Annotated in this window: 20 protein-coding genes and 1 other RNA gene; 14 read left to right on the top strand and 7 right to left on the bottom strand. The window is 36.4% G+C overall.

Annotation, left to right across the window (positions count from 1 at the left end; all coding sequences use genetic code 11):
* Positions 1–104 precede the first annotated feature (104 nt).
* Together ppiD and QE177_RS11190 are read left to right on the top strand one after the other, a co-directional pair.
* Positions 105–1,976: a peptidylprolyl isomerase gene (gene ppiD, locus QE177_RS11195; RefSeq protein WP_280549673.1), complete on the top strand. Its 1,872-nt coding sequence runs from the start codon at positions 105–107 to the stop codon at positions 1,974–1,976.
* A 262-nt stretch (positions 1,977–2,238) separates the two neighbouring features.
* On the top strand, positions 2,239–2,607 hold the full coding sequence (locus tag QE177_RS11190; RefSeq protein WP_280549671.1) for a helix-hairpin-helix domain-containing protein: 369 nt from the start codon (positions 2,239–2,241) through the stop codon (positions 2,605–2,607).
* Between the two features lie 199 nt (positions 2,608–2,806).
* Here the strand turns inward: QE177_RS11190 and queC are convergent, their stop codons facing one another.
* Positions 2,807–3,505 (bottom strand): 7-cyano-7-deazaguanine synthase QueC, encoded by a 699-nt coding sequence (gene queC, locus QE177_RS11185; protein WP_280552274.1) that lies wholly within the window; start codon positions 3,503–3,505, stop codon positions 2,807–2,809.
* Between the two features lie 494 nt (positions 3,506–3,999).
* Between queC and QE177_RS11180 the strand changes: the two genes are divergently transcribed.
* The 3 genes from QE177_RS11180 (at position 4,000) to ffs (ending at position 7,780) form a co-directional block, all read left to right on the top strand.
* Entirely contained in the window at positions 4,000–5,748 is a 1,749-nt protein-coding gene (locus QE177_RS11180; RefSeq protein ID WP_280549669.1) for a SmdA family multidrug ABC transporter permease/ATP-binding protein, read from the top strand.
* Complete coding sequence (locus tag QE177_RS11175; protein WP_280549667.1) at positions 5,735–7,522, top strand: SmdB family multidrug efflux ABC transporter permease/ATP-binding protein; 1,788 nt, start codon at positions 5,735–5,737, stop codon at positions 7,520–7,522. Before QE177_RS11180 ends, QE177_RS11175 begins: the two co-directional genes overlap by 14 nt.
* Positions 7,523–7,683: 161 nt before the next feature.
* Positions 7,684–7,780: signal recognition particle sRNA small type (gene ffs, locus QE177_RS11170), an RNA gene on the top strand.
* Between the two features lie 543 nt (positions 7,781–8,323).
* Here ffs and QE177_RS11165 read toward each other — a convergent pair.
* The 4 genes from QE177_RS11165 to QE177_RS11150 all read right to left on the bottom strand — a co-directional run bounded on the left by QE177_RS11165 (position 8,324) and on the right by QE177_RS11150 (position 13,798).
* Complete coding sequence (locus QE177_RS11165; protein ID WP_026821483.1) at positions 8,324–8,527, bottom strand: HHA domain-containing protein; 204 nt, start codon at positions 8,525–8,527, stop codon at positions 8,324–8,326.
* Between the two features lie 56 nt (positions 8,528–8,583).
* Positions 8,584–8,952 (bottom strand): Hha toxicity modulator TomB, encoded by a 369-nt coding sequence (gene tomB / locus QE177_RS11160; RefSeq protein WP_280549661.1) that lies wholly within the window; start codon positions 8,950–8,952, stop codon positions 8,584–8,586.
* 520 nt (positions 8,953–9,472) lie between these two features.
* Positions 9,473–12,592 carry an efflux RND transporter permease subunit gene (locus tag QE177_RS11155; protein WP_280549659.1) on the bottom strand — a complete coding sequence of 1,040 codons (3,120 nt, stop codon included), beginning with the start codon at positions 12,590–12,592 and terminating at the stop codon, positions 9,473–9,475.
* 42 nt (positions 12,593–12,634) lie between these two features.
* The gene (locus QE177_RS11150; protein ID WP_280549652.1) at positions 12,635–13,798 is read right to left on the bottom strand and encodes an efflux RND transporter periplasmic adaptor subunit; all 1,164 of its coding nucleotides are present in this window, start codon (positions 13,796–13,798) and stop codon (positions 12,635–12,637) included.
* A gap of 136 nt (positions 13,799–13,934) precedes the next feature.
* Between QE177_RS11150 and acrR the strand changes: the two genes are divergently transcribed.
* From acrR to mscK, 3 genes are all read left to right on the top strand, one after another.
* Positions 13,935–14,570, top strand: a complete 636-nt coding sequence (gene acrR / locus QE177_RS11145) for a multidrug efflux transporter transcriptional repressor AcrR (protein WP_280549650.1) — start codon at positions 13,935–13,937, stop codon at positions 14,568–14,570.
* Positions 14,571–14,601: 31 nt separating this feature from the next.
* Positions 14,602–14,964, top strand: coding sequence for a DsrE/DsrF/TusD sulfur relay family protein (locus QE177_RS11140; RefSeq protein ID WP_280549648.1), 363 nt, complete (start codon positions 14,602–14,604; stop codon positions 14,962–14,964).
* Positions 14,965–15,054: 90 nt separating this feature from the next.
* Positions 15,055–18,471: a mechanosensitive channel MscK gene (gene mscK / locus QE177_RS11135; RefSeq protein ID WP_280549646.1), complete on the top strand. Its 3,417-nt coding sequence runs from the start codon at positions 15,055–15,057 to the stop codon at positions 18,469–18,471.
* A gap of 33 nt (positions 18,472–18,504) precedes the next feature.
* On the opposite strand, the gene QE177_RS11130 is transcribed toward mscK, so the two are convergent.
* Both QE177_RS11130 and QE177_RS11125 read right to left on the bottom strand, forming a co-directional pair.
* Entirely contained in the window at positions 18,505–18,678 is a 174-nt protein-coding gene (locus tag QE177_RS11130) for a DUF2496 domain-containing protein (RefSeq protein WP_280549644.1), read from the bottom strand.
* 22 nt (positions 18,679–18,700) lie between these two features.
* On the bottom strand, positions 18,701–19,249 hold the full coding sequence (locus tag QE177_RS11125; protein ID WP_280549642.1) for a primosomal replication protein: 549 nt from the start codon (positions 19,247–19,249) through the stop codon (positions 18,701–18,703).
* 144 nt (positions 19,250–19,393) lie between these two features.
* Between QE177_RS11125 and apt the strand changes: the two genes are divergently transcribed.
* The 6 genes from apt (at position 19,394) to adk (ending at position 25,919) form a co-directional block, all read left to right on the top strand.
* Complete coding sequence (gene apt / locus QE177_RS11120) at positions 19,394–19,945, top strand: adenine phosphoribosyltransferase (protein WP_280549640.1); 552 nt, start codon at positions 19,394–19,396, stop codon at positions 19,943–19,945.
* 88 nt (positions 19,946–20,033) lie between these two features.
* A complete protein-coding gene (dnaX, locus tag QE177_RS11115; protein WP_280549638.1) occupies positions 20,034–22,013 on the top strand; it encodes a DNA polymerase III subunit gamma/tau in 1,980 nt (659 codons plus the stop codon).
* Between the two features lie 75 nt (positions 22,014–22,088).
* Positions 22,089–22,418, top strand: coding sequence for a YbaB/EbfC family nucleoid-associated protein (locus tag QE177_RS11110; protein WP_026821493.1), 330 nt, complete (start codon positions 22,089–22,091; stop codon positions 22,416–22,418).
* The gene (gene recR, locus QE177_RS11105) at positions 22,418–23,023 is read left to right on the top strand and encodes a recombination mediator RecR (RefSeq protein ID WP_280549635.1); all 606 of its coding nucleotides are present in this window, start codon (positions 22,418–22,420) and stop codon (positions 23,021–23,023) included. The genes QE177_RS11110 and recR overlap by 1 nt, the downstream gene beginning before the upstream one ends.
* 190 nt (positions 23,024–23,213) lie before the next feature.
* Entirely contained in the window at positions 23,214–25,088 is a 1,875-nt protein-coding gene (htpG, locus tag QE177_RS11100) for a molecular chaperone HtpG (protein WP_280549634.1), read from the top strand.
* A 186-nt stretch (positions 25,089–25,274) separates the two neighbouring features.
* Positions 25,275–25,919, top strand: coding sequence for an adenylate kinase (adk, locus tag QE177_RS11095; protein WP_280549632.1), 645 nt, complete (start codon positions 25,275–25,277; stop codon positions 25,917–25,919).
* Positions 25,920–25,987 lie beyond the last annotated feature (68 nt).

Below are 25,987 nucleotides of genomic sequence, written 5' to 3'. Positions count from 1 at the left end.
TTAGAATCGGGCGCATCATAAATATGATGCGCTTTTTTCTTTTAAGCTAAAATAGCGTATTATGCATCTATTTACTTTGATTAAAAACGGAGAGTAGCCTCTTTATGATGGACAACCTACGCACGGCGGCGAATAGTCTTGTGCTAAAAATAGTATTTGTGATTATTATCTTATCGTTTGTGCTTACTGGCGTTGGTAGTTACCTGATTAGCGGTTCAAGTAATCACGCGGCGAAAGTGAATGGTACAGCAATTAGTCAAGTTCAACTACAGCAAGCTTTTCAGCAAGAAAAGCAAGTATTACAAGAACGATTGGGTGATCAATTTGCTGAAATTGCGAGTAGTGAACAAGGGATGCAGATGTTGCGTCGTCAAGCTTTGGAGCGTTTAGTTGGCGTGACATTGCTTAATCAATATTCAAACCAATTGGGTTTAACGGCGAGTGATAATCAAATTAAGCAGGATATCTACAATATGCCGATATTTCAAACAGACGGGCATTTTGATAGTGAAAAATATCGGACGATTTTATCCCAACATAATGTTAATGCCGATGATCTTGCCCAAGAAATACGGCAAAACTTGATTAACCGTCAGCTTAGTAAAATGTACATGACGGATGAATTTGTCTTACCTGAAGAAGTTAAGTCCTATGCTCAGTTACTTTTACAGCAACGAGAAGTAAAAACAGCAACTTTATCGCTTGCTGACTATCAATCTAAACAAACGATTACAGATAAAGAGTTACAAGATTACTATAATACGCATCAGAACAGTTTTATTTCACCCGAACAGGTACAGGTTAGTTATATTAAGTTAGATGCAGCTTCTCAACGTGAAAATGTGGCAGTCAAAGATGAAGAGCTGAAAAATTATTATGAGCAAAATATAGCTAATTTTACTGAACCAGCGCAAAAACATTACAGCATGATTCAATTGCCAACAGAAAAAGAAGCAGATTCCGTTGTGAAATCCTTAGCCGGTGGCGCGGATTTTAAGCAATTAGTTGCCGAAAAATCGACAGATAAATTTAGTGCAGCAAATCATGGTGCTCTTGGTTGGATGGAGGCGACTTCAACGCCAAGTGAAATTATCGCTGCTAATCTAACTAAAAAAGGGCAGATTTCGGCTGTAATAAAATCGGCTACCAATTATATTATATTTCGTCTTGATGATATTAAACCCGAAGTAGTAAAACCTTTTCAGTCTGTGAAAACAGAGATCGCAAATATACTAAAAAATGAAAAAGCGATTAATGCATTTTATTCACTCCAACAAACTGCAAGTCGTGCGGCAATGGATGATAACGAATCTTTAACTGCTGCTGAAAAGGCTACTGGTATTAAAGCGGTAACAACAGGTTGGTTTAGTCGTAATAATCTTCCTGAGGAAATAAGATTTGATAAGGTAGCTGATACTATTTTTAACGGTAACTTAGTAGATAAAAATGGGCCAACAGGTATTAACTCAGATGTTATTAATGTCGATGGTGATCGTGCGTTTGTTATTCGAGTTGAAAAATATAAACCCCAGGTAACACAGCCATTTGATGAAGTGAAAAAAAACGTAGCTGAATTAGTTAAGCATAATAAGGCTACAAAAGAGATGGAAGCAGAGGGCAATAAATTGCTTACTGCATTAAAACAGGGGGCAGGTGAAGCTGCTTTAGCCAAACTAGGTATTAATTTTGCTGAAGCTAAGATTATTGAGCGTTTTGGGCAAAATGACGCATTGGTTGAACCAATTTTTCAAATGCCAATTCCTAAAGAAAAGACACCGACTTATTTCAGCACCAAAGATGCTAAAGATAATTTAGTTATTATTCAATTACTTAAAGTTAATCAAGGTCAACCGACAGATGAAGAATTAAAGGTTTTTTCGCAACGTTATAAAATGATACTTGGCAATGTTATGATGGAATCACTGATGTTGAATTTACGTGATAGTGCTAAAGTCGATTTAGGACGAATTGAGTAATTTGCGATCCACTTTCAGATAATTGAATACGATTACATAAATTAGAGGCTGCGCTTGCGCAGCCTTTTACTATTTTATCATTCTATTATCGTAATGTTTTTTTATTCTTGTATCTTATCCATTACTTAGAAAGTCTGTTTTTTCATAGATAAATTATCACAGAATTGCTTAGCAAACGACCTTAAGCGTATACACCAGGGAAATATAATGCCTATTTGGGTAAATAAATATTGATTTTTACTTATTAACAAGGAGGTTAAAGATGCTGCTAATTATAAAAAAGAAACTAAAGTATACAACTAGGATCTTGATTTTTGCGATAGGATTTTGTCATACCTCATTTGCCCAATCTGATCAGCTAAAAGTCGCTAATGATCAATCGCAAACTACAACGAAATTAGTTATCAATAAAATGGACAAGCGACAGTTGATGGACGATAAAGTTAACATCAATACTGCATCTGAGGAGGAGTTGGCGGAGAAATTAAATGGGGTTGGATTAAAAAAAGCGCAGTTAATCGTGCTACATCGCAAGAAATTTGGAGGATTTAAATCAATCGAGCATCTTCAGGATGTGCCAGGTATTGGTTTGGGTTTTATTGAAAAGAATTGTGAGAAATTAACCTATTAAAATGTGATAGGAACTTAGAGGGGGCTATTAGTCTCAGTTCCTTATTCCTTATGCCAATATACGCTGTAGGTATAAAATAAACTTAAGCCAAAAATACTAAATATAAATTATTATATCTTGCATTGATTAATATAGTGCTATTTATTGTAAGTTAAATTAGGTTATTGTTTGAGTATCGTTAAATAGTATCAGTTTAAAATTATTTAAGGCGCATTTTTTGCTTTAAAGAGGACATAATTGCTTGTCGATGATTAAGATAATATTTTAATCCTTCTGCACGCAGATGGCAGGCAGCACATTTTTGACAGCCATCACCTATGATACCATTGTAACAAGTAAGGGTTTTATTTTGTACAAATTCTAATGAGTGGTAATAATCGGCTAGTGCCCAAGTCTCGGCTTTATTTAGCCACATAAGTGGGGTTTCAAAGCGAATTGCTTTAGCTATACCTAGGCAAATAGCTTGATTGAGCACTTTAACGAATTCATCCCTACAATCAGGATAACCAGAAAAGTCTGTTTCACAAACACCGGTTATAACTACCTCAGCTTGAATTTGGTAAGCATAAATAGCAGCAAGCGTGAGAAATAGGATATTACGTCCTGGAACGAAAGTGTTGGGTAATTCACTTTCATTACTTTTTTCATAGGAAGGTATTGGAATGTTTTCGCGAGTTAGACTACTGATAGCAAGTTCATTTAATAGTCCGACATCCAGTATTTTATGTGCTGTGATATTAAAATGCTGGCATATCTTTTGTGCAGCAACAATTTCAGCACTATGACGTTGAGCGTAATTGAAAGTGATACAATGAACTTCGTCATATTGTTTTATTGCTTGTATAAGACAAGTGGTGGAATCTTGCCCGCCACTAAATACAATAACTGCTCGTTTCAACATGCTAATACTATCCATCAATAAAGTTTAAGTAAAAAAATTTTGCTATTCGATATGATACGTTATGTTACCGAGTTTAATCTAGTTTAGATAGCCTTAATTGGGAAGATATATTCATTGTGTTATATTATTTTGTTTAAATTATTAAATATGGGGTTATTTTATTCTAACTATTTATTAATAATACTGTATTAATTCTATGTAATCATTAGATAAAGAATGCCAATATTTACTGGATATATCGTAATATTTTCTTGATTATAAAGTGAGTAAAATTAATTTGTTAAAAAAATTTTAGATAAATATTATGATATTAGGTGGATTTCGATAGTTTTTATAAATATTTTGTCAACAAGATAGCTAATTGAATTGATCTTTTTTATTTTTGATTGAGAAAATAAAATATACAACAATTTAGTCTGTATCTGATTAATTTATTGAACTGTAACTTATTATATTTTTTGATGTAATTTTCAATATCAGGATAAAAAAATGTGAGATTATTTTCTCAATTACGTTGGTATTTTTTAACTGAGTGGCGCCGGTATTTTGGTGCAATCATGTTATTAATTTTTATTGCGGGATTACAACTCATTCCACCACGGCTTGTTGGCTTTATTATTGATGGCATTAGTAAGCAAACCATAAGTATCAAACAACTTTTGGGTTGGATAAGTGTAATGGTATTTATTGCATTTATTATTTATGGGTTGCGTTATATATGGCGGTTATGGTTATTTGGTGCTTCTTATAAATTAGCCGTACAATTAAGACAGAAATTTTATCAACAATTTAGTCGCCAAACTCCTGAGTTTTATTTACGTCATAGAGTGGGCGATCTTATTGCACGTACAACAAATGATGTTGATCGAGTTGTCTTTGCCGCGGGAGAAGGTGTCCTGACACTAGTCGATTCTTTGGTAATGGGATGTGCGGTATTAATTGTCATGAGTATAGAGATTAGTTGGCAACTGACCCTGCTATCATTGCTACCAATGCCAATTATGGCAATCATTATTAAGCGATATGGTGAGCAACTACATACACGCTTTAAATCTGCCCAAGGTGCATTTTCTTCTCTCAATAATCATGCTCAGGAAAGTTTAACTAGTATCCGTATGATTAAAGCGTTTGGTCTTGAAGATTACCAATCCTCTCAGTTTGAGATTGCGGCATTAGAGGCTGGACGTAAAAATATGCATGTTGCTAAAGTTGATGCCAAATTTGACCCTACTATCTATATTGCGATAGGCGCTGCAAATTTTTTGGCGGTAACGGGTGGAAGCTGGTTGGTTTGGCATAATAAAATGACACTAGGTGACTTGACTAGTTTTGTTATGTATTTAGGGCTTATGATATGGCCAATGTTAGCGCTTGCATGGATGTTTAATATTGTTGAGCGTGGAAGCGCTGCTTATAGCAGAATCTGTGTTTTATTTGAAGAACCCCTATCAATTATTGATGGAAAACAGTATTTGCAGCCAAGATCTGGTCAATTGAGCGTAAACATTCGGCAATTTAATTATCCAGGTGCTGCAATATCTTCCTTGCATAATATTGTATTCAATATACAGCCAGGGCAATTAGTTGGAATTTGCGGTCCAACCGGAGCCGGGAAATCAACATTATTATCATTATTGCAACGTCATTTTGATGTTATTGATGGTGAGATTTTGTTCCAATCTCTTGCTCTGACTAATATTCAGCAGGGGGATTGGCATGCCAGACTGGCAGTTGTGAATCAAATACCATTTTTATTTTCTGATACCATTGCAAGTAATATTGCTTTAGGTAAACCAACTGCCAGTCAAACAGAAATAGAGGAAGCGGCAAGGCTAGCTGATGTACATGAAGATATTATGCGTTTACCTAATGGATACAGTACACAAGTTGGTGAGCGTGGAATTATGTTATCTGGTGGACAAAAACAGCGTATTTCTATAGCAAGAGCACTATTATTAGATACTGAAATTTTGATATTAGATGATGCTTTATCTGCTGTAGATGGACAGACTGAAAATAGAATTTTAAAAAATTTACGTCAGTGGCGAGGGTGCCATACTATCATCATTAGTGCCCACCGATTATCTGCGTTAGTGGATTCAGATCAAATACTTGTATTGCAGCAAGGTACTATCTTGTGTCAAGGTACCCATCAGCAATTAATTGCAAAACCTGGTTGGTATCGAGATATGTATTGCTATCAGCAAATTGAAGCTTCATTGGAAAATGAACATGAATAAGCCTCGTCTTTTATGGCCATCCTTAAAACGCTTATTAATTTATGGAAATTCATTTCGTAAACCGATAATTATTGCTGTTTTGATATCCTGGCTAGCCGCTGGTGCAGAAATTTGTGGGCCCCTACTAGTGAGTTACTTTATTGATAATATGTTAGCAAAAGCCCATATACCGTTGGAAAGCACGGTTATGTTAATAATAGTTTTTTTTGCATCACAAATTATTGCTGCCATCTTACACTATTATCAAACAATTTTATTTAATCAAGTAGCTATCGGTGTTGTTCAAACATTACGTACAGATGTCATGAGTGCTGCTATCAGGCAGCCATTGAGTATTTTTGATAGTCAACCAGTAGGACAGCTTATTTCTCGAGTGACAAATGATACTGAAGTGGTTAAGGAGCTGTTTGTAACTGTTATTCCGACTATATTTCGTAGCTTAGCGCTAATTATTACCATGTTAATCGCGATGTTTTTTTTAGAATGGCGAATGGCAATTGTGGCTAGCTTAATTTTCCCTGTAGTATTTTTGGTCATGGTAATTTACCAACGTTTAAGTACACCGATTGTTCGTCGAGTGCGGACGTACCTAGCTGATATCAATGATGGCTTTAATGAGATTATTAACGGTATGACTGTTATCCAACAATTTAGGCAACAAGCTCGATTTGGTGAGAAAATGTTGGCAGTAAATCGCCAGCATTATATCGCCCGGATGCAGGCATTAAAGTTAGATAGTATTCTTTTGCGCCCATTATTAAATTTATTTTCTGCATTAACACTATGTGGATTAATTTTATTATTCGGATTTAAGGGAATAAATGTTATTGGTGTTGGGGTATTGTATGCGTTTATTAATTATCTTGGACGTTTAAATGAGCCATTAATTAAATTAACTTCACAGCAATCTGTATTACAACAAGCGATAGTTGCAGGCGAAAGAATTTTTGAATTGATAGATAGCCCACGACAATGTTATGGCCATGATCAATTACCTTTATTGTCGGGTCGAGTAGATATGAAAAAGCTTTCTTTTGCTTATCGTGATGATAAATATGTATTGTACGATATTGAGCTGCAGATGGAAGATAATGAATTTGTCGCATTAGTTGGGCATACAGGTAGTGGGAAAAGCACGATTACTAACTTATTAATGGGATACTATCAGTGGCAAGAAGGACAAATATTACTTGATGGACGTCCACTATCATCTCTTTCCCATCAAGTGTTGCGTAATTGCATTACTATAGTGCAACAAGAGCCGGTTATTTTAGCAACTACTGTTTTTGATAATATCGCTTTGGGAAGAGAAATTTCAGAACAGAAAGTTTGGCAAATTTTAACAATTGTTCAGCTCGCTGATTGGGTACATAAATTACCTAATGGCTTAAATACTCTGCTAGGCGAACAAGGCAATATGCTATCTGCCGGGCAAAAGCAGCTACTGGCGTTAGCGCGGGCTTTAGTACAAACGCCGAAAATTTTAATATTGGATGAGGCAACGGCAAATATCGATTCGGGAACTGAGAGAGCGATCCAAGAAGCTTTACAGTTAATTCGTCGACAGACAACTTTAATCGTTATTGCCCATCGACTTTCTACTGTTATCGACGCGGATAAAATTTTTGTCTTACATCGTGGTAAAATCGTTGAGCAAGGCAAACATAATGAATTGTTGCGACATTCAGGGCTTTATGCTCAGATGTACCAATTGCAACAGATAGGTAATTTATTACATACTGATAGCTTAGATCATCTCGATGTGGTTTATTGATCTTTTTTGCTATTATTTTTATATAGTTAAGCTATTTAAATGTTTAATATTATTTGTTTGAATAAGAAAACAGCACTTGATTTCTGTTTTCTTGCTATTTGAATATGAATAGCGCATAATGCGTGCCTCTATTGTTCAGATAGAGCCATTCAATGGGGTCCTGTTGGTTCTCCCGCAATGCTAACTTGTTAACTTGGTCAGGTCTGGAAAGAAGCAGCCATAGCAAGGGATGTATGTGCCGGGATGTCGCTGACAGGACTCCGCCAGTTTAGAACTTCTAAGATATTTATACTTTTTGCAAATAAAATTAATTTAGTTAACAAAAAATTGTTTTTATGTTGAAAGTTATTAAATTAATTCAACATGGTTAGTTTTTTATATTGAGAAAAAATTTCGATTAATTTGATGAATTTTTATTTTAATCTAATTGCCAGTTTTGGTTTGGTTTTTATAGAAAAATAAGATTATGTAAAATTATAAATTTCAATTAACGATGCAATTAAATTATTAATTAAAAAATAAATAGCATTATCTTGATTATTTTACTGAATAGTTATTGGTTAAGTATGGCGCTCATTAATAAAAAAGAGTAAAAGTTGAGAGAGGATAATTATAGAGTTATTTTTCATTAAGCGAAAATATAAATATGGTTCATTGTTTAATCTAATAATGTAAGCAACACCACGATATAACTATCCGTGCTATGAATGAATATTTTAAGTTATATAGTTACTAATAAAAGCCGATAAAGGCTATCGGCTAAAATTATAACCATATCCTATCTGATAAAGGAAAGACTTATTAGCGAACATACTTCCAAACTGACGAAGGAATTTTGTCATAAAGTTTATTCATTGTTAGCTCTGCTAACCTATGGTCGGCAGCAGAATAAAATAACTCAAGTTCGTCTTCAGATAATTCATATTTGTTTTTTTCGATTACGCGCTCCAATGTTTCGATAGTCGTACATTTTCTTAAGCGCATCAGATAGTCAATTTTAGTCATAATTTCCTTTCTTTAAATTATAGATGTATAAAATATGAATGTTATTGGCTGTTGCGTCAAGTGTTACTTAATGAATACTTTATATCATTTGTTAATATTTCAGCCAAATGCTCATTCATTTTTTGCCAATCAGAAATATCTGTTAGGCTCATTACAGGTTTACCAAATAGGTTATAAGTTTCATCCAAATATTCGTCAATAAAAATAAAAAGATTTACGTTATTCGGATATTTTAATTTAAATTGACCAATAAAATCTGTGATATGATCAATTAATACATTAAATTTAACGTTTTGGTCGGAACCAAGATCATTTTTCCGATGGGTTTTTGTCCTATGTAAAGTTAACATCGCTTCACGATGTAGAGCATCACATAAATACTTTAGCACTAAGATGTCATAACTCCTTGGTGAGTACTCATCCATAATCACCTCCATTCAAACCACAGATTACGGGTTATTACTCATTTTTATTGCATAATACCGCTAAAGATGAAGAATTTACCATTGAATTAATATATTGTTTTATTTTTTATAAAATCAAAAACACTATTAATTATGATTGTTGCCAAAATTATAAATGGTTGTCGGTAAACAATCAGAAGAATGTAGATAATTTATAAAATTTATACTTGTGTGAGTATAGCAAAAGTAATGCAAACAACCTACTGGATATTAATATAGCACTATTATCGCATAAGTCACTATCTCTGTATAAAGTTTTTTGTTATATGATGTTAATCAAAGAACTAATCTAGAGTAAAATATCAAATATATACAAAAAGTTACAGTATAACTGTGTTATTTTATTATTATTTATTTTTTTAATAAAAAATAAGTTTTAGTCATATATTTAGATTTATTTTTCATTTATTAAAAATATTTTTACATGAAAGGCCAGATATTCTGGCCTTTTAATGGAAATATTACTAATAACCTATCTAAGTTAATATTTATTTGTGAAACGTCTACGTATGACGACAAAAAATACTGGAACAAAATAGATTGCTAATGTAGTTGCTGCAATCATTCCGCCAAGCACGCCTGTACCGACAGAGTTTTGCGCCCCTGAACCGGCACCGTTACTAATAACGAGAGGTAAAACACCAAGCATGAATGCTAATGATGTCATTAAAATAGGTCGTAACCGCATTTTGACAGCATCTAGCGTTGCTTCAATCAACCCTTTTCCTTCTTTTTCCATTAGGTCTTTCGCAAACTCAACAATTAATATGGCGTTTTTGGCAGATAGGCCAATGGTTGTTAATAAGCCTACCTTAAAGTAAACATCATTTTCTAATCCACGAATTGAAGTGAAGAGTAATGCTCCAATAACCCCTAAGGGCACAACTAACATAACAGAAAAAGGAATTGACCAACTTTCATATAAAGCGGCTAAACAAAGAAAAACGACAATAAGAGAAATTACATATAAAGCCGGTGCTTGGTTGCCAGAAAGACGTTCTTGGTAAGACATACCAGTCCATTCATAACCAATACCCTCAGGTAATTTTTCAGTAAGTTGCTCCATTAATAACATGGCATCACCGGTACTTTTCCCTGGAGCCGCAGAACCTTGGATTTCCATTGCAGGTAAACCATTATAGCGTTCCAAACGTGGTGAACCATATAGCCATGGATCTTTACTATGATCAATCAACGCTGAGAAAGGTACCATTTTTCCTTGATTATTGCGGACATAAAGTTTTTCAATATCAGCGGGCAACATTCGGAATGGGGCATTGGCTTGTACGTAAACTTTTTTAACGCGTTCACGATCAATAAAATCATTTACATAGATTCCACCAAACATAGTACTTAAGGTTGCATTAATATCACTGATAGATACACCTAAAGCCTCAGCTTTTTGTTGATCAAGATAAAAACGATACTGAGAAGTATCATCTTGTCCGTTAGGACGAACATTTTGCAATATATCAGGATGTTGAGCGATAAGTCCCAGTAGTTGATTACGAGCTGCCATTAATTTCTCATGGCCTAAATTACCTTGATCAACAAGTTCATAATCAAAACCACTGGCTGTACCTAGCTCGGGTATGGCCGGTATATTGAAAGAGAAAATGATAGCTTCTTGTATTTTTGAAAAGGCAAGATTGGCACGATTGATAATTTGAGAAACGTGACTTTTATCGCTATGGCGTTCTTTCCAATCTTGTAGAACGACGAAAGCAAGACCCATGTTTTGTCCTTGTCCAGCGAAGCCATAGCCACTTACGGTAAAGACAGATTTAACATTTTCTTTTTCTTTTGTTCGATAATATTGGTCAATATCATTAAGCACCGCAACAGTTTGTTCTTGAGTTGAACCTGGCGGTAGCTGAACCATCGTCAAGAGTACTCCTTGATCTTCCTCAGGAAGAAACGACGAAGGTAATTTTAGGAAGAGAAATGCCATACCGGCAACTAATATAACATAAATCACTAGGTAACGGCCGGTACCTCTAAGCATATGGCCAATACTATTGGTATAGTGATGCGCACTTTTTTCAAACGTCCGGTTAAACCAGCCGAAAAAACCTGACTGTTTACCATGACTACCTTTAGGGATAGGTTTTAATATTGTGGCACAAAGGGCGGGAGTTAAGATCAGCGCGACCAGAACAGAGAGCACCATTGATGCGACAATTGTAACTGAGAATTGACGATAGATTGCGCCGGTTGAGCCACCAAAAAAAGCCATAGGTATAAATACCGCCGATAATACTAAGGCTATACCGACGAGTGCGCCTTGGATTTGTCCCATCGATTTTTTGGTGGCTTCTTTTGGTGATAGTCCCTCTTCTTGCATAACACGCTCAACGTTTTCTACTACCACAATAGCATCATCGACTAATAATCCGATAGCGAGCACCATTGCGAACATCGTAAGCGTGTTAATTGAATATCCCATTGCAGACAAAATAGCAAAAGTACCAAGCAAAACTACAGGAACTGCGATAGTTGGGATCAAGGTTGCGCGGAAATTTTGCAGGAATAAGTACATAACAACGACGACTAGCATGATAGCTTCGATCAGTGTTTTCACTACTTCGTTAATTGAGATTTTTACAAACGGTGTGGTGTCATAAGGGTAAACAATCTCTAATCCATTAGGGAAAAAAAGCTCCATTTCAGCAAGCGTAGCACGTACGGCTTTGGCAGTATCTAAGGCATTAGCCCCAGTTGCCAATTTGATACCGATACCGGCTGACGCAGTACCATTATATTTTGCTTGAATGCTATAATTTTCCGCGCCTAACTCAACAACGGCAACGTCTTTTAAGCGAACCTGAGAACCATCTGGATTAACCCGTAACAGGATATTGGCAAACTGTTCGGCATTATTTAGCCGCGTTTGAGCAATAATAGAAACATTTAGTCGTTGGCCTGGGATCGGTGGTGTCCCACCTAGCTGGCCGGCAGCAACTTGGTTGTTTTGAATTTTTATGGCATTGATGACATCTTGAGTCGCCATGTTGTATTTAACCAGTTTATCTGGATCTAACCAGATCCGCATAGCGTACTGGGTACCAAATAATTGCGTTTCACCGACACCTTTTACTCGGCTAATAGGATCTTTAATGTGAGAGTTAACATAATCAGCGATATCTTCTTGATTCATTGAGCCATCTTTGGAAATAAAAGCGACCACCATCAAGAAAGAACCGGTAGATTTATTAACATGAATGCCTTGCTGCTGTACCTCTTGGGGTAGTAATGGCATGGCCAATTGTAATTTATTTTGTACCTGCACTTGTGCAATATCAGGATCTGTCCCTGCTTCAAAGGTAAGAGTCAGAGACATGTTACCCATTGCATCACTAGTTGAAGACATATAAACCAGATTATCAATTCCATTCATGTTCTGTTCGATAACCTGAGTAACGGTATTTTGGACTGTAGTGGCGTCTGCTCCAGGATAGGTTGCTACAATTGAGATAGACGGTGGCGCAATAGTTGGATATTGTGCAACCGGTAATTTGATAATTGCCAATAGACCAGCAAGCATGGTAATAATGGCTATTACCCACGCGAATATTGGCCGTTCTATAAAAAACTGAGGCATTAATTATCGACTCCCTTAATTTAAGACTTATGCGGAGAAAATTTATTTTTCTGTTGTATTTGGATTTAACGATGTCTCTTTAGCTATCACTTTCATGCCTGGCTTGATTTTTTGTAACCCAATCACAATGACACGCTCTCCGGCTTCAAGTCCTTTAGTTATTAACCATTGATTACCAATTGCTTGCGCAGTAATTACCGTACGGACTTCAACTTCATTATTGGTATTAACAATCATCACTTGAGCTTCACCACGAGGCGTCCGACTTACGCCTTGCTGTGGCACTAGGATGGCATTTTTTTTCACGCCTTCTTCTAAAACGGCACGAACAAACATACCAGGAAGTAGTTTTTTTTCTGGATTGGGGAAAATAGCCCGCATCGTGATAGAGCCAGTACTTTCATCAACGGTTACATCGGAAAATTGAAGAATACCTTTTTGTGAGTAAACTTCACCATTATTCATTTTTAGGCTAACCGGTGCTTGCTGCGATTCTTTAGATAAATTGCCGCTAGCGATTTCATTTTTTAAATTCAAATAATCGTCGCTGGATTGGGTAACATCAATATAAATAGGGTCTAACTGTTGAATGGTTGTTAGCGCACTAGTTTGCCCGGTCGAGACCAGCGCACCTTCTGTGACGTTGGATTTACCAGAGCGGCCGGAAATAGGTGCAGTTACTTTGGTATACTCAAGATTGATACGCGCAGTTTCAACTGCCGCTTCAGCGGCTTTAAGAGAAGCTAACGCCTGAGCATAATTAGCGTTTGCGGTATCATACTCTTGTTTACTGATGTAATTTGTTCCCAATAAAGGTTTATAACGACTTACTGTTAAACGAGTAATTTCGGCATTGGCTTTTGCTTTTGCTAAATTGGCTTTTGCACTGTCATAATTGGCTTTATAGGTAGCAGGATCTATTTGATATAAAGAAGTGCCGGCTTCAACATCACTACCCTCTGTATAATTTCTTTTTAATATAATACCTCCTACTTGAGGTCTTACCTCGGCAATACGAAAAGCAGTAGTACGGCCAGGCAGTTCAGTTGTTACTGTCAATGGCTTTACTTCCAATGTTACGACACCAACTTCAGGTGTTGGAGGTGCAATATTACCTTGCTGGGAATTATCGCCACATGCTGTCAGGATCAAACAGCTTGAGAGTAGTAATATTACCAGAGGTAAAACCCCTCTGTTTTTTTGCATAAATAAACCTCAATATTCAAATATCAATTTCAAATCTGAAACCTGGTGAATTATTATGTTATAAATCTCTTATGTTATTGCAAAAACATACATGAATGTATGTAAATTTACTTCAATAAGAAGAAAGTAAGTTAAAATGGCACGAAAAACTAAGCAACAAGCGAAAATAACTCGCCAAGAAATAATTGATGCAGCAATTAGAACATTTTCTAAGTATGGAGTTTCATCTACCTCTTTATCTAATATAGCCGAGGTTGCAGGTGTAACTCGTGGTGCTATTTATTGGCATTTTAAAAATAAAGTCGATCTTTTCTCTGAAGCTTGTAAATTTACTGATGAACAAATAGCTGAAACTCAGAAAAAGTATCAGTTAAAATACCCTAATGATCCACTTTTTGTATTGAGAAAATTATTACATTATATTTTATTTACCTTTTTTGACGATACTAAAAACAAGGCGCTAACTGAGATTTTTTTTCATAAATGTGAATTGATAGGTGAAATGGCACAGTTTGCTGAATTACGACGTGAAATTTATATGATTAACTATCAAAGATTAGTCACTCTTTTAACTGACTGTGTGGAAAAACAACAGTTGCCTGCCAATATCAATGTTCAGTGCGCAGCAATTATGATACGAGCAGAAATTACCGGCCTGTTTGAAAATTGGTTATGTGTACCAGATAGTTTTAATATCAAAGAAAATGCGATTCGTTACGTGGATACGATGATTGATATGATGAAATATAGTCCATCGATAAGAAACAGTTGAAACGTTTTATTACATAATTAAGGAGGATTTGATGCAAGAAAAAAAACTATTTTTGATTATTGCTAATGGTGCCGCTTATGGCAATGAAAATCTTTTTAATGCACTACGTTTGGCGATTGCAGTTAAGGAACAGGCAGTTACAACGGAAATGAAAATTTTTTTAATGTCTGATGCAGTTGTTGCTGGTCTTATTAATCAAAAGCCAGTTGAAGGTTATAATTTAAAACAGATGTTAGAAATCTTGCTTGCACAGCAAGTAGAAATAAAATTATGTAAGACATGTACTGATGCTCGAGGTATCACTGAATTACCGTTAATTAAAGGGGTTACCATCGGCACTTTGGTTGACTTAGCACAGTGGACGTTAGCATCCAATAAAGTTTTAACTTTTTAGATATAATAATATTTAAGACAAGGAAATAAATCCTAAGGAGAGATTTTTAACTGTTTTCTTATTTTTTAATCTAACTCAGTGGATACTACTATGTTTTCATTTAGTCGAAGGTTGCAAAACAGAGCATATTACCAGCGGTTAGTTTCTATATTATCCTTGTCTTGTGGTTTATTCTTTCTTTTTAATGCAACCTTAGTTGAGAGCGCTACCTTAACCAATATAACTTCACGGCAAACTATTCAAAGCGAATTAAATGCCTTAAGTAATCGTAGCAATTTAACTGCACTTGAAACCCAAGCTTTAGCTGACTATAAAAAAGCAATTCAATTTTATGATGAATTAGCGGAATTAGAAAAGCAAGCTGATCTAATGCAAAAAAGAGTTATACAAGCGCCGAAAGAAGCGCGAAATGCACTGGAAAAGTTGGCTAAAATTAAACGCGAACAGCAACAAAGTGAGCAAACTAAAACTGAATATCAGCATTTAACATTATCACAACTGGAGAGCCAATTAAAAAATAAATTAGAAGTATTACAAAACCAACAGGAAAATCTGGCCAATATTAATAGCAACTTAGTTGCATTACAAACCCAGCCAGAGCGAGCGATGAATATTATGTTAGAAAATGCTCGACGGCTACAAGATATTCGTTACCAACTAAATAATGACTTCTCTTTCAATGAAGATATTCGGCCTTCTTTGCAAAGATTATTACAAGTCGAACAATTTTACCTGCAGCAGCAAAATAAATTTCAACAACATGCATTAGAAGCGAATACTCAATTACAAGATGTGCTACAGAAGCAACGTGATTATACAGCAACTTATATTGCGTTAATTCAAAGTGATATACAGTATGTTCAGGCTGCTATTAATAATAAACGCTTAAATTATTCTGAAGAAACGGCTAAAGAAGCTCAACGCTCAACGATAAATAGTCAGGAAGTAGAAGAATATCCGATAATTAAACATGAAAAAGCCATTAATAAAGCACTAAGTGAACGTTTGATCACAGTAACCCAAGATAGTAACCAATTAGTACAAAAGGGGATAAGGGTTAAATCTTGGTTAGAAAGAGCCATACAAGTAGAGAGTAATTTAAAAGAGCAAATTACCGTTTTACGGGGAAGTTTATTGCTTTCTCGCATACTTTTTCAAAAACAAATTAATTTGCCACCTAATGTGTTAACAAAAAATCTACCAACATTAATTGCCGATTTACGGTTAGAGCAGTTTGATATTAACCAAGAGCGTGACCAGTTATATCAATCTTCTAATTATATTAATAAGTTGTCCGATACAATAAGTGATTCAATGGTAGATAAGAGCAAGGCAATGCCTCTTTCGAAGGAAGTCTGGCGGGCATTAGAGTTACTGATTGATATACGCCGCGATCTTTTAGATCAATTAAACGTACAGTTGGGTAATCAGATTTCTCAGGCGATTAATTTACAGTTAGATCAGCAACAATTACTGGGAGTCATTGATTCTTTAGAACAAACATTAGCTCAGCAAATTTTTTGGGTAAATAGTAATAAACCGATTGATCTGACATGGTTAACTTCTTTTCCTGAAGCGGCGAAAGCAGAAATTACCTCTTTTAATTTTAAATTATCATTAATTAGCATATTTAAAGGGCTAATTAACTCTTCTGTTGTCACTATTCCCCTTTTGTTAGCTTGTCTGTTCTTTTTTTGGATGAATCGCAAGTTTAAACAACGTTTAAAAGAAATTAATGCGGAAGTTAGAGTATTCAAAAAAGATAACCAATTACATACACCGATAGCGTTAATTTTAACCCTAATGATGGCGTTTCCTGGCGCTTTTATGGCACTAGCAGTTGGTTACTGGTTTTTAAAAACAGGTAATCCCCATGGTGATTTTGTTTGGAGTTTTGCTCTGCAATTAGCCCTATTTTGGCTGTTATTTAGATGGTGTATTTATATTCTTAAACCTGATGGTATTGCAGAAAATCATTTTTTAATTGCTAAAAAAGACACGACCTGGTTACGTCAACATTTGATGAAATTGATGTTGCCGTTGATTGTTTTAATTTATTGGTCAAGTTATGGCGTCATGTATCCTTTGCGGTTGGCGGATGATGTCATCGGGCAATTAATTGTATTAATATCCCTGTTTTTAGTTTTTCTATTTACTTTGCCGTTTTGCCGTCGGATCTGGCAACAAAAAGGTGGGCATTTAACTCGTACTATTATTATTACCATACTGGCTTTTTCTCCACTGGTGTTAATTGGTTTAATGATGGTCGGTTATTATTACACGACTCTTCGACTTTCCAGTCGCTGGATTGATAGCCTCTACTTATTACTCCTTTGGTATATTATTTACCATAGTTGTATTCGTGGATTATCTATTGCAGCGCGCAAGCTTGCTTACAAAAGAGCATTAGAGCGTCGTCATAATATGACGCGAGAAGAGCAAGAAAACGAACCAATTACCGAACCGCCAATGTCAATTGAATTAATTAGTCAACAATCTCTACGTTTAACCAGTATGGTACTGTTTCTGATCTTTATCGTTGCTTTTTATTGGATTTGGTCAGATTTCATTACTATCTTCTCATTCTTAGATGGTATTCAACTTTGGCACACTAATGTACAAAATGAGGCTGGCCACACTTTACAAGCGGTTACCCTGGCTGATTTAATTTTAGCGATTATTATTTTTATTGTCGCTTTAGTGATGACGCGAAATCTACCCGGTTTATTAGAGGTTTTAGTACTGTCCCGGTTAAAGCTTCGGCAGGGGTCAAGCTATGCTATCACGACGATGCTAACCTATATCATTATTGGTATTGGTACAATTATCGTATTAGCAATGTTAGGTGTTACCTGGAATAAGTTACAGTGGCTAGCGGCAGCATTAACATTTGGTTTAGGTTTTGGTTTACAAGAAATTTTTGCCAACTTTGTCTCGGGTATTATTATTCTGTTTGAAAGGCCGGTCAGAATTGGTGATACCGTTACGATTGGTAATTTTTCAGGCACAGTAAGTAAAATTCGTATTCGAGCAACTACCATAACGGATTTTGATCGTAAAGAAGTCATTATTCCCAATAAAGCATTTGTAACAGAACGTTTAATAAATTGGTCGTTATCAGATACTATAACCCGTATTATTATCAAGCTAGGTGTTGCTTATGGTTCTGATCTTGATAAAGTCAAAGCGATTTTGTTACAGGCAGCACAAAGTAACAACAAGATCATGTCGGATCCTGCTCCATTAGTATTTTTTACTGATTTTGGTGACAGTACCCTTAATCATGAATTACGTTTTTATGTTCGACAGATAGCGGATAGAAGTACAACATTGGACGAAGTCAATCGAATGATTGATAGCCTATGTCGAGAACAAAATATCGATATTGCTTTTAATCAGTTAGAAGTTCACCTTCGTAATAACAAAGGTGATTCTGTGCAAGAAGTTGAACGTACTCTTGGCGTTGGAAAGAGAGCAAAACACCGTGATAAAAACAATCGAGATTAATAATGCTGCAAAATAATAATTGCATTATTTATATCAACGTTTTTTAGTTGCATTGGTAAGTAATGTGTTGGCTTTTTTATTCTCATAATCTTTTTTCACAATATCAAGTGCTTTGAGTGCAGTAGTGGGTTCAATTTGATTAATTTCTAGAATATAAATTAAATCAATGGCAACTTGGATTTCTAATGGCGCAGTTTCTAAATTCATTAAATATTACCTATATTATTTTTTATTCGATACTTTGATTTTCATCGTGCTCAATTGCCCTTTCTATGCGTGAAAGAGCCTGACGGCATCTCACTAACCTTCCTGTTAATGCAGCTATTTCTTGCTGCAGTTTCTGGCAAGCAACGTATGACTGTTGTTTATCTAATTGTTGTTCTCTATCATTTATCATTGCGATTAGACGACGTTCATAATCTTGATGTTGAACTAAACGTTCATAGCGATCGACGGTTTTTTCTTTTTGGCTATGTTGATTTTCTTGTTCTCTTAATGTTTGGGTTGCAGATTCTCGCGTTATTGCACCAATTTGGGCAATAATTTTTTCTGTCAAGAAAGTAACCTGTTCTAAACGTGAAGTGATAACCGCATTTTTTAATTGACTAAAATGTTGCTTAATTTCAAATAAACAATCGCTTAATTGATGGCTTTTTCGATAAAATAATTTTTGATCAAAACGTGATGTTATAAAAGCAGAGTGTGCAATAGGCTTTATTTGTTCTGATAATGCTTCAATTTGCTCTTCAAGCGCGTTCAGTAACTTTTGTGTTTTCATATAGTAAGCCATAATAATAAAAAATATGTGATTGCGATTTGACTTATTACAGTAAAAATGCGCATATTAGTAAGTAAGTTATTGCATTTTTATAGTACTTTTCATAGATTGTAGTGTTTGATTATTTTATCTATGATGATAATTATGATGGTTAATGAAAAAAAAATACAATTTATAAAAGACAGTATTGAAACAATTCCTGATTATCCGATACCAGGTGTATTGTTTCGTGATATTACAACGTTATTGGATAATCCTGCCGCTTATCAGGCCACTATTGATCTACTTGTTGAACATTATAAAAATAAAGGTATCACTAAAATTGTTGGTACTGAAGCAAGAGGTTTCTTGTTTGGGGCACCGGTTGCTTTGCGTTTAGGTGTAGGATTTGTGCCAGTACGTAAAGAGGGAAAACTACCGCGAGCCACTTTACGGCAAAATTATGAACTAGAATATGGTAGCGATACACTAGAGATCCATAAGGATAGCATTTCAGCTAAAGACAATGTATTAGTTGTTGATGATTTACTCGCTACCGGTGGTACGATTGAGGCAACAGTACGCTTGATCCGGCAGCTTGGAGGTAAAGTGAATGAAGCGGCATTCATTATCTGTTTGCCTGATTTAGGCGGTATCGAACGTTTAAAAAAACACGGGGTCAATTGTTTTAATTTGGTTGAATTCCCAGGACATTAATCAATAAAATTTTCTAGCGAAATGTGCTGACTAGGCGAACAGCGCTATGTTGGTTAACAAACTATATACTTAACGTCTAATAGGAATCATGAGCTACCAGGTACTTGCCCGTAAATGGCGCCCACAAACATTTACCGATGTAGTTGGGCAACAACACGTTTTGACCGCGCTGGCAAATGGTTTGCAACAGCAGCGGCTTCATCATGCCTACCTATTTTCTGGTACACGCGGGGTTGGAAAAACGACCATTGCGCGACTTTTTGCGAAAGGGCTTAACTGTGAGGTAGGGATAAGCCAAAATCCTTGTGGTCAGTGTGTTAACTGTCTTGAGATAGCGCATGGGCGATTTGTTGATTTGATTGAAATTGATGCCGCTTCGCGCACTAAAGTTGAGGATACCCGCGAGCTGCTAGATAATGTCCAGTATGCACCAGCGCGTGGTCGATTTAAAGTCTACTTAATCGACGAAGTTCATATGCTTTCTCGTCATAGCTTCAATGCTTTGCTCAAGACACTGGAAGAGCCGCCAGAACATGTAAAATTTCTCTTAGCAACCACAGATCCACAGAAATTACCGATAACAGTTTTATCACGTTGCCTTCAATTTCATTTAAGAACACTGGATATTGACCAAATTAGCAGTCAACTTGAACGCATTTTAGCGGCTGAGCAAATATCGAGTGATAAACGTGCCCGCCAATTAATCGCCAGAGCGGCCGAAGGTAGTTTACGTGATGCATTAAGTTTGACTGATCAAGCTATTGCCATGGGGCAGGGGCAGGTATCGGCCGATTCAGTTAGTCAAATGCTAGGAATATTGAATGATGAACAGCCCCTAGCGATCATTGAAGCGATTGTACATGCCGATGGTCAAAAAATGATGGCCTTAGTCGAAGATATTGCGTTGCGGGGCAGTGACTGGGAAAACGTATTGATTGAAATGTTATCATTAATTCATCGCATTGCGATGATCCAGCTTTTACCTGTGGAGATGCAAGATACTGCTTCGCCGATAGAAGAGCGTTTATGTTTACTTGCGCGCTTGATTACGCCAACGGATTTACAGCTCTATTATCAAACTTTATTAGTCGGACGTAAAGAGCTTCCCTATGCGCCAGAAAGGCGAATGGGGGTTGAGATGACGTTATTACGTGCATTAGCATTTCATCCTAAGTGTATTAATGATACTGAAGTTTCATTGGTGTCGTCGCCAAATAGAATTGAATCAGTTACCGTAGGCAATGATATTGATAGTCATACTGATATCTCCTCTAATATAAAAGATAAAAAAAAAGTCATTGATAAAGCGATAAGTCCATCAGATGAAAAATTAATTAATACACCTACCTTGCAATTGCTAAAAGCAAAAGCGTCACTAAAAAAAGAGCAAGAGAAAACACCGTTAAAAAAGCCTGACACAACATCGTCGAAGACAAAAACGCCGTCGGCGATGTTGGCGTTAGAACGATTAGCAACAGTTTCTGCGCAGCATCAGCGGTCTGTTGCAAATCAGCCTAAGCAGATTAAGAAAAATGAAAAAAATCAACAAGATAAATCTTATCAGTGGCGCCCGAAAAATATTTCTGAGCAAAAAATAGAGCGAGTAACAACGCCTGGCAATATTAAACAAGCATTGGAATATGAAAGAACACCGGAACTTGCCAATAAAATTGCGCTTGAAGCTCGAGAGCGTGACCACTGGTCGGCTGAAATTTCTCAGTTAAAAGTGCCAAAATTGATAGAACAACTTGCGTTGAATGCTTATAAGGAATCGTTCAATGAAACGGAAATCTGTTTACACTTACGATCAACGCAACGGCATTTGAATACTGAGCCTGCGCATAAAGCATTAACAAAAGCCTTATGTGAGTTATATGGCCAGCCGATAAAACTGGTTATCATCGAAGATGATAATCCGGCCGTCAAGACACCCTTGGAATGGCGGCAGGTAATTTATGAAGAGATGCTAGCACAGGCTCGTCAATCCATTATTGTGGATAAAACCATTCAGACTTTGCGCACGCTGTTTGATGCACAGTTAGATGAAGAAAGTATTCGGCCTGTGTAGTCGAATACATACCGTTAAGTATAATGTTGCAAGGTTAAAGTATATCTTGGTAACAGATTAGAAAGAGAGAATATTATGTTTGGTAAAGGTGGGCTGGGTAACCTGATGAAACAGGCTCAGCAAATGCAAGAAAAGATGCAGAAAGTCCAAGAAGAGATTGCTAACATGGAGGTTACCGGAGAATCTGGTGCAGGTCTTGTTAAAGTAACCATTAATGGTGCGCATAATTGCCGTCGGGTTGAAATCGATCCTAGTTTGATGGCCGATGATAAAGATATGCTAGAAGATCTTATTGCGGCCGCATTTAATGATGCTGCGCGTCGTATAGAAGAAGCACAAAAAGAAAAAATGGCTAATGCATCCAATGGCATGCAATTACCTCCAGGCTTTAAGATGCCATTTTGATGCAAACGAGCCCCCTTCTTGAATCCTTAATGGAAGCGCTCCGCTGTTTGCCTGGTGTAGGACCAAAATCGGCGCAACGTATGGCTTTTCATCTTCTGCAACGTGATCGTAGTGGTGGCATGCAATTGGCTCAGGCGTTGACACGTGCAATGTCTGAGATCGGTCATTGTCAGGGTTGTCGAACATTTACTGAAAAAGATCACTGTTCTATTTGTACTAATCCGAGGCGTCAACAAACGGGCCAAATATGTGTGGTTGAAAGCCCGGCCGATATTTATGCCATTGAACAAACGGGGCAGTTTGCCGGACGTTATTTTGTTTTGATGGGCCATTTGTCGCCATTAGATGGTATTGGACCTAAGGATATTGGCCTTGATAACTTAGCCGATAAGTTAGCGACTGAGACGGTATCAGAAGTGATCTTGGCGACCAACCCAACAATTGAAGGGGAAGCGACGGCCAACTATATTGCTGGCATATGTGCTCAATATCAGGTGATGGCCAGTCGTATTGCTCATGGTATTCCGGTTGGCGGTGAGCTTGAAATGGTTGACGGAACAACGTTATCACATTCAATCATTGGCCGTCAGAAAATTAATTATTGATAATGTAAATGTAATATACGTAAACCTATGCAGAGGTTAAAAACTCTGCTTATTTTTTATGAAAAAGTTAACTATATCGGTTGTCAACACTCTTTTGACGGCGGTGAACTTGAAATTTTCAATTTATATCCCCATCTGAGTTTCATAACCATTCAACCCAATAAAATTATTCTAAAATTGAGGCTATTTAATGAGTATGAAAGGACAAGAAACTCGTGGATTTCAATCAGAAGTAAAACAGTTATTACAATTGATGATCCATTCTCTTTATTCCAATAAAGAAATCTTTCTACGCGAGCTGATTTCAAACGCATCTGATGCAGCGGATAAATTACGTTTTAAAGCACTTTCACAATCGGATCTTTATGAAAATGATGGTGATTTAAGAGTTAGAATTGCTGTTGATAAAGACAAAAAAACCTTAACCATTAGTGATAATGGTATTGGCATGACGCGCGAAGAGGTTATTGATAATTTAGGTACTATTGCTAAATCTGGTACAAAGGCTTTTTTACAGTCTTTAGGTAACGAACAAGCGAAAGATAGTCCATTAATCGGTCAGTTTGGTGTTGGTTTCTATTCAGCTTTTATTGTTGCAGATAAAGTGACTGTACGTACTCGAGCAGCGGGTATGGCTGCTGATAAAGGGGTTTTTTGGCAATCTCAGGGTGAGGGTGAATATACCGTTGCTGATATTGAAAAAGCAGAGCGTGGTACTGAAATTACCTTACATTTACGTGAAGACCAAACGGAATTCTTAGATAACTGGCGTTTACGTTCGGTGATCAGCAAATATTCAGATCATATTGCTCTGCCAGTGGAAATTGAAGCCAAGAACGAAGAAGATGATACGGTCATCTGGGAAAAGATTAACAAAGCCCAGGCACTATGGACACGTAACAAAAATGATATTACGGCGGAAGAATATAAAGAGTTTTATAAGCATGTTTCCCATGATTATGCGGATCCTTTGATATGGAGTCATAATCGGGTAGAGGGCAAGCAAGAGTATACCAGCCTACTTTATATACCAACTAAAGCGCCTTTCGATTTGTGGAATCGTGATAATAAACATGGTTTAAAGCTTTATGTTCATCGTGTTTTTATCATGGATGAAGCTGAACAGTTTATGCCAAATTACTTACGTTTCGTACGTGGGTTAGTTGACTCTAATGACTTACCATTAAACGTTTCACGAGAAATTTTACAAGATAGTGATATCACTCGTAGTTTACGTAGCGCATTAACCAAACGTGCATTGCAGATGTTAGAAAAATTAGCCAAAAGTGAACCTGAACAGTATCAACAATTCTGGCAGGAGTTTGGATTAGTACTGAAAGAGGGTCCTGCGGAAGATACAACCAATAAAGAAGGCATTACTAAACTATTGCGTTTTGCATCAACGCATAATGAGAGTAATTTACAGAATGTTTCTTTAGAAGATTATGTTAGTCGAATGATTGAGGGGCAGGAAAAAATTTATTACATTACCGCAGATAGTTATGCTGCGGCGAAAAATAGCCCACATTTAGAACTATTCCGTAAAAAAGGTATTGAGGTTTTATTATTATCTGATCGGATTGATGAGTGGATGATGAATTATTTGCCAGAATTTGAAGGTAAATCTTTTCAATCTGTTAGTAAGACAGATGAGTCACTCGAAAAACTGGCTGATGAAGATAAGAAAGAGCAAGAAGAGACAGATAAAAAACTGGAGCCTTTCGTTGAGCGGGTGAAAAAATTATTAGGCGAACGGGTGAAGGAGGTGAAGTTAACACATCGTTTAACCGACACACCGGCAATCGTGACGACCGATGCGAATGATATGAGTACTCAGATGGCAAAACTTTTTGCTGCGGTGGGTCAATCAGCGCCGGAAGTAAAATATAATTTTGAACTTAATCCTGAGCATCCATTAGTTAAAAAAGCGACAGAACTAACAGATGATGGCTTATTTTCTGAGTGGATAGAAGTATTATTAGATCAGGCGTTGTTCGTTGAACAAGGTAGCCTGGAAGATCCTAATCAATTTATTCGTCGTATTAATAAGTTACTTTTGAGCTAAAATTTATTTAATTAACCAGGTTGTTCATAAAACCACGTTTTAGTAATTTTAAGACGTGGTTTGTTTTTTTAACGAAAATAATTTGATTATTCAATGGTTATCTGTTTTCTTGAGTTATGTATATGCCTAATGATAAGGTAACTTTTCTTTCAAATTATAAAAATGAAATAGCAAGGGGTTTACGCAATGCGTATTATTCTGCTCGGCGCGCCAGGCGCAGGTAAGGGGACTCAGGCACAATTCATTATGGAGAAGTATGGTATTCCACAAATTTCTACCGGTGATATGCTACGTGCTGCCGTAAAGGCAGGTACAGAGTTGGGTCTAAAAGCGAAAGAATTAATGGATAGCGGTAAGCTTGTTACTGATGAATTAGTTATTGCTTTAGTTAAACAGCGCATAGCACAGGATGATTGCCGAAACGGCTTCTTACTAGATGGATTTCCTCGCACTATCCCACAAGCAGACGCAATGAAAAATGCGGGCATTAAGGTGGATTATGTGTTGGAATTTGATGTACCTGATGAAATTATTGTTGAACGCATTGTTGGGCGCCGTGTGCATACGGCTTCGGGGCGTGTTTATCATATTAAATTTAATCCACCCAAAATAGCAAACAGAGATGATGTTACCGGTGAAGAATTAAGCATTCGTAAAGATGATCAAGAAGAAACTGTTCGCAAGCGGTTAGTGGAGTATCATCAGTTAACTGAGCCTTTAATTGCTTATTATCGTCAAGAAGCTGCTGCTGCTCATACCAAGTACTTTAAATTGGATGGTAACCGTAAAGTGACTGAAGTCAGTGAAGAGTTGGCTAAAATTTTAGGTTAATTGTTAGTTGGTAAAATAGGCATCCAATTTGGGTGCCTTTTTTTATTTATTGCTAATTAGTAGAAGTG

It is taken from the genome of Arsenophonus sp. aPb, from assembly GCF_029873475.1.
In the GTDB taxonomy this organism is placed as follows: domain Bacteria; phylum Pseudomonadota; class Gammaproteobacteria; order Enterobacterales; family Enterobacteriaceae; genus Arsenophonus.
This window is presented reverse-complemented; position numbering and strand designations above follow the sequence as displayed.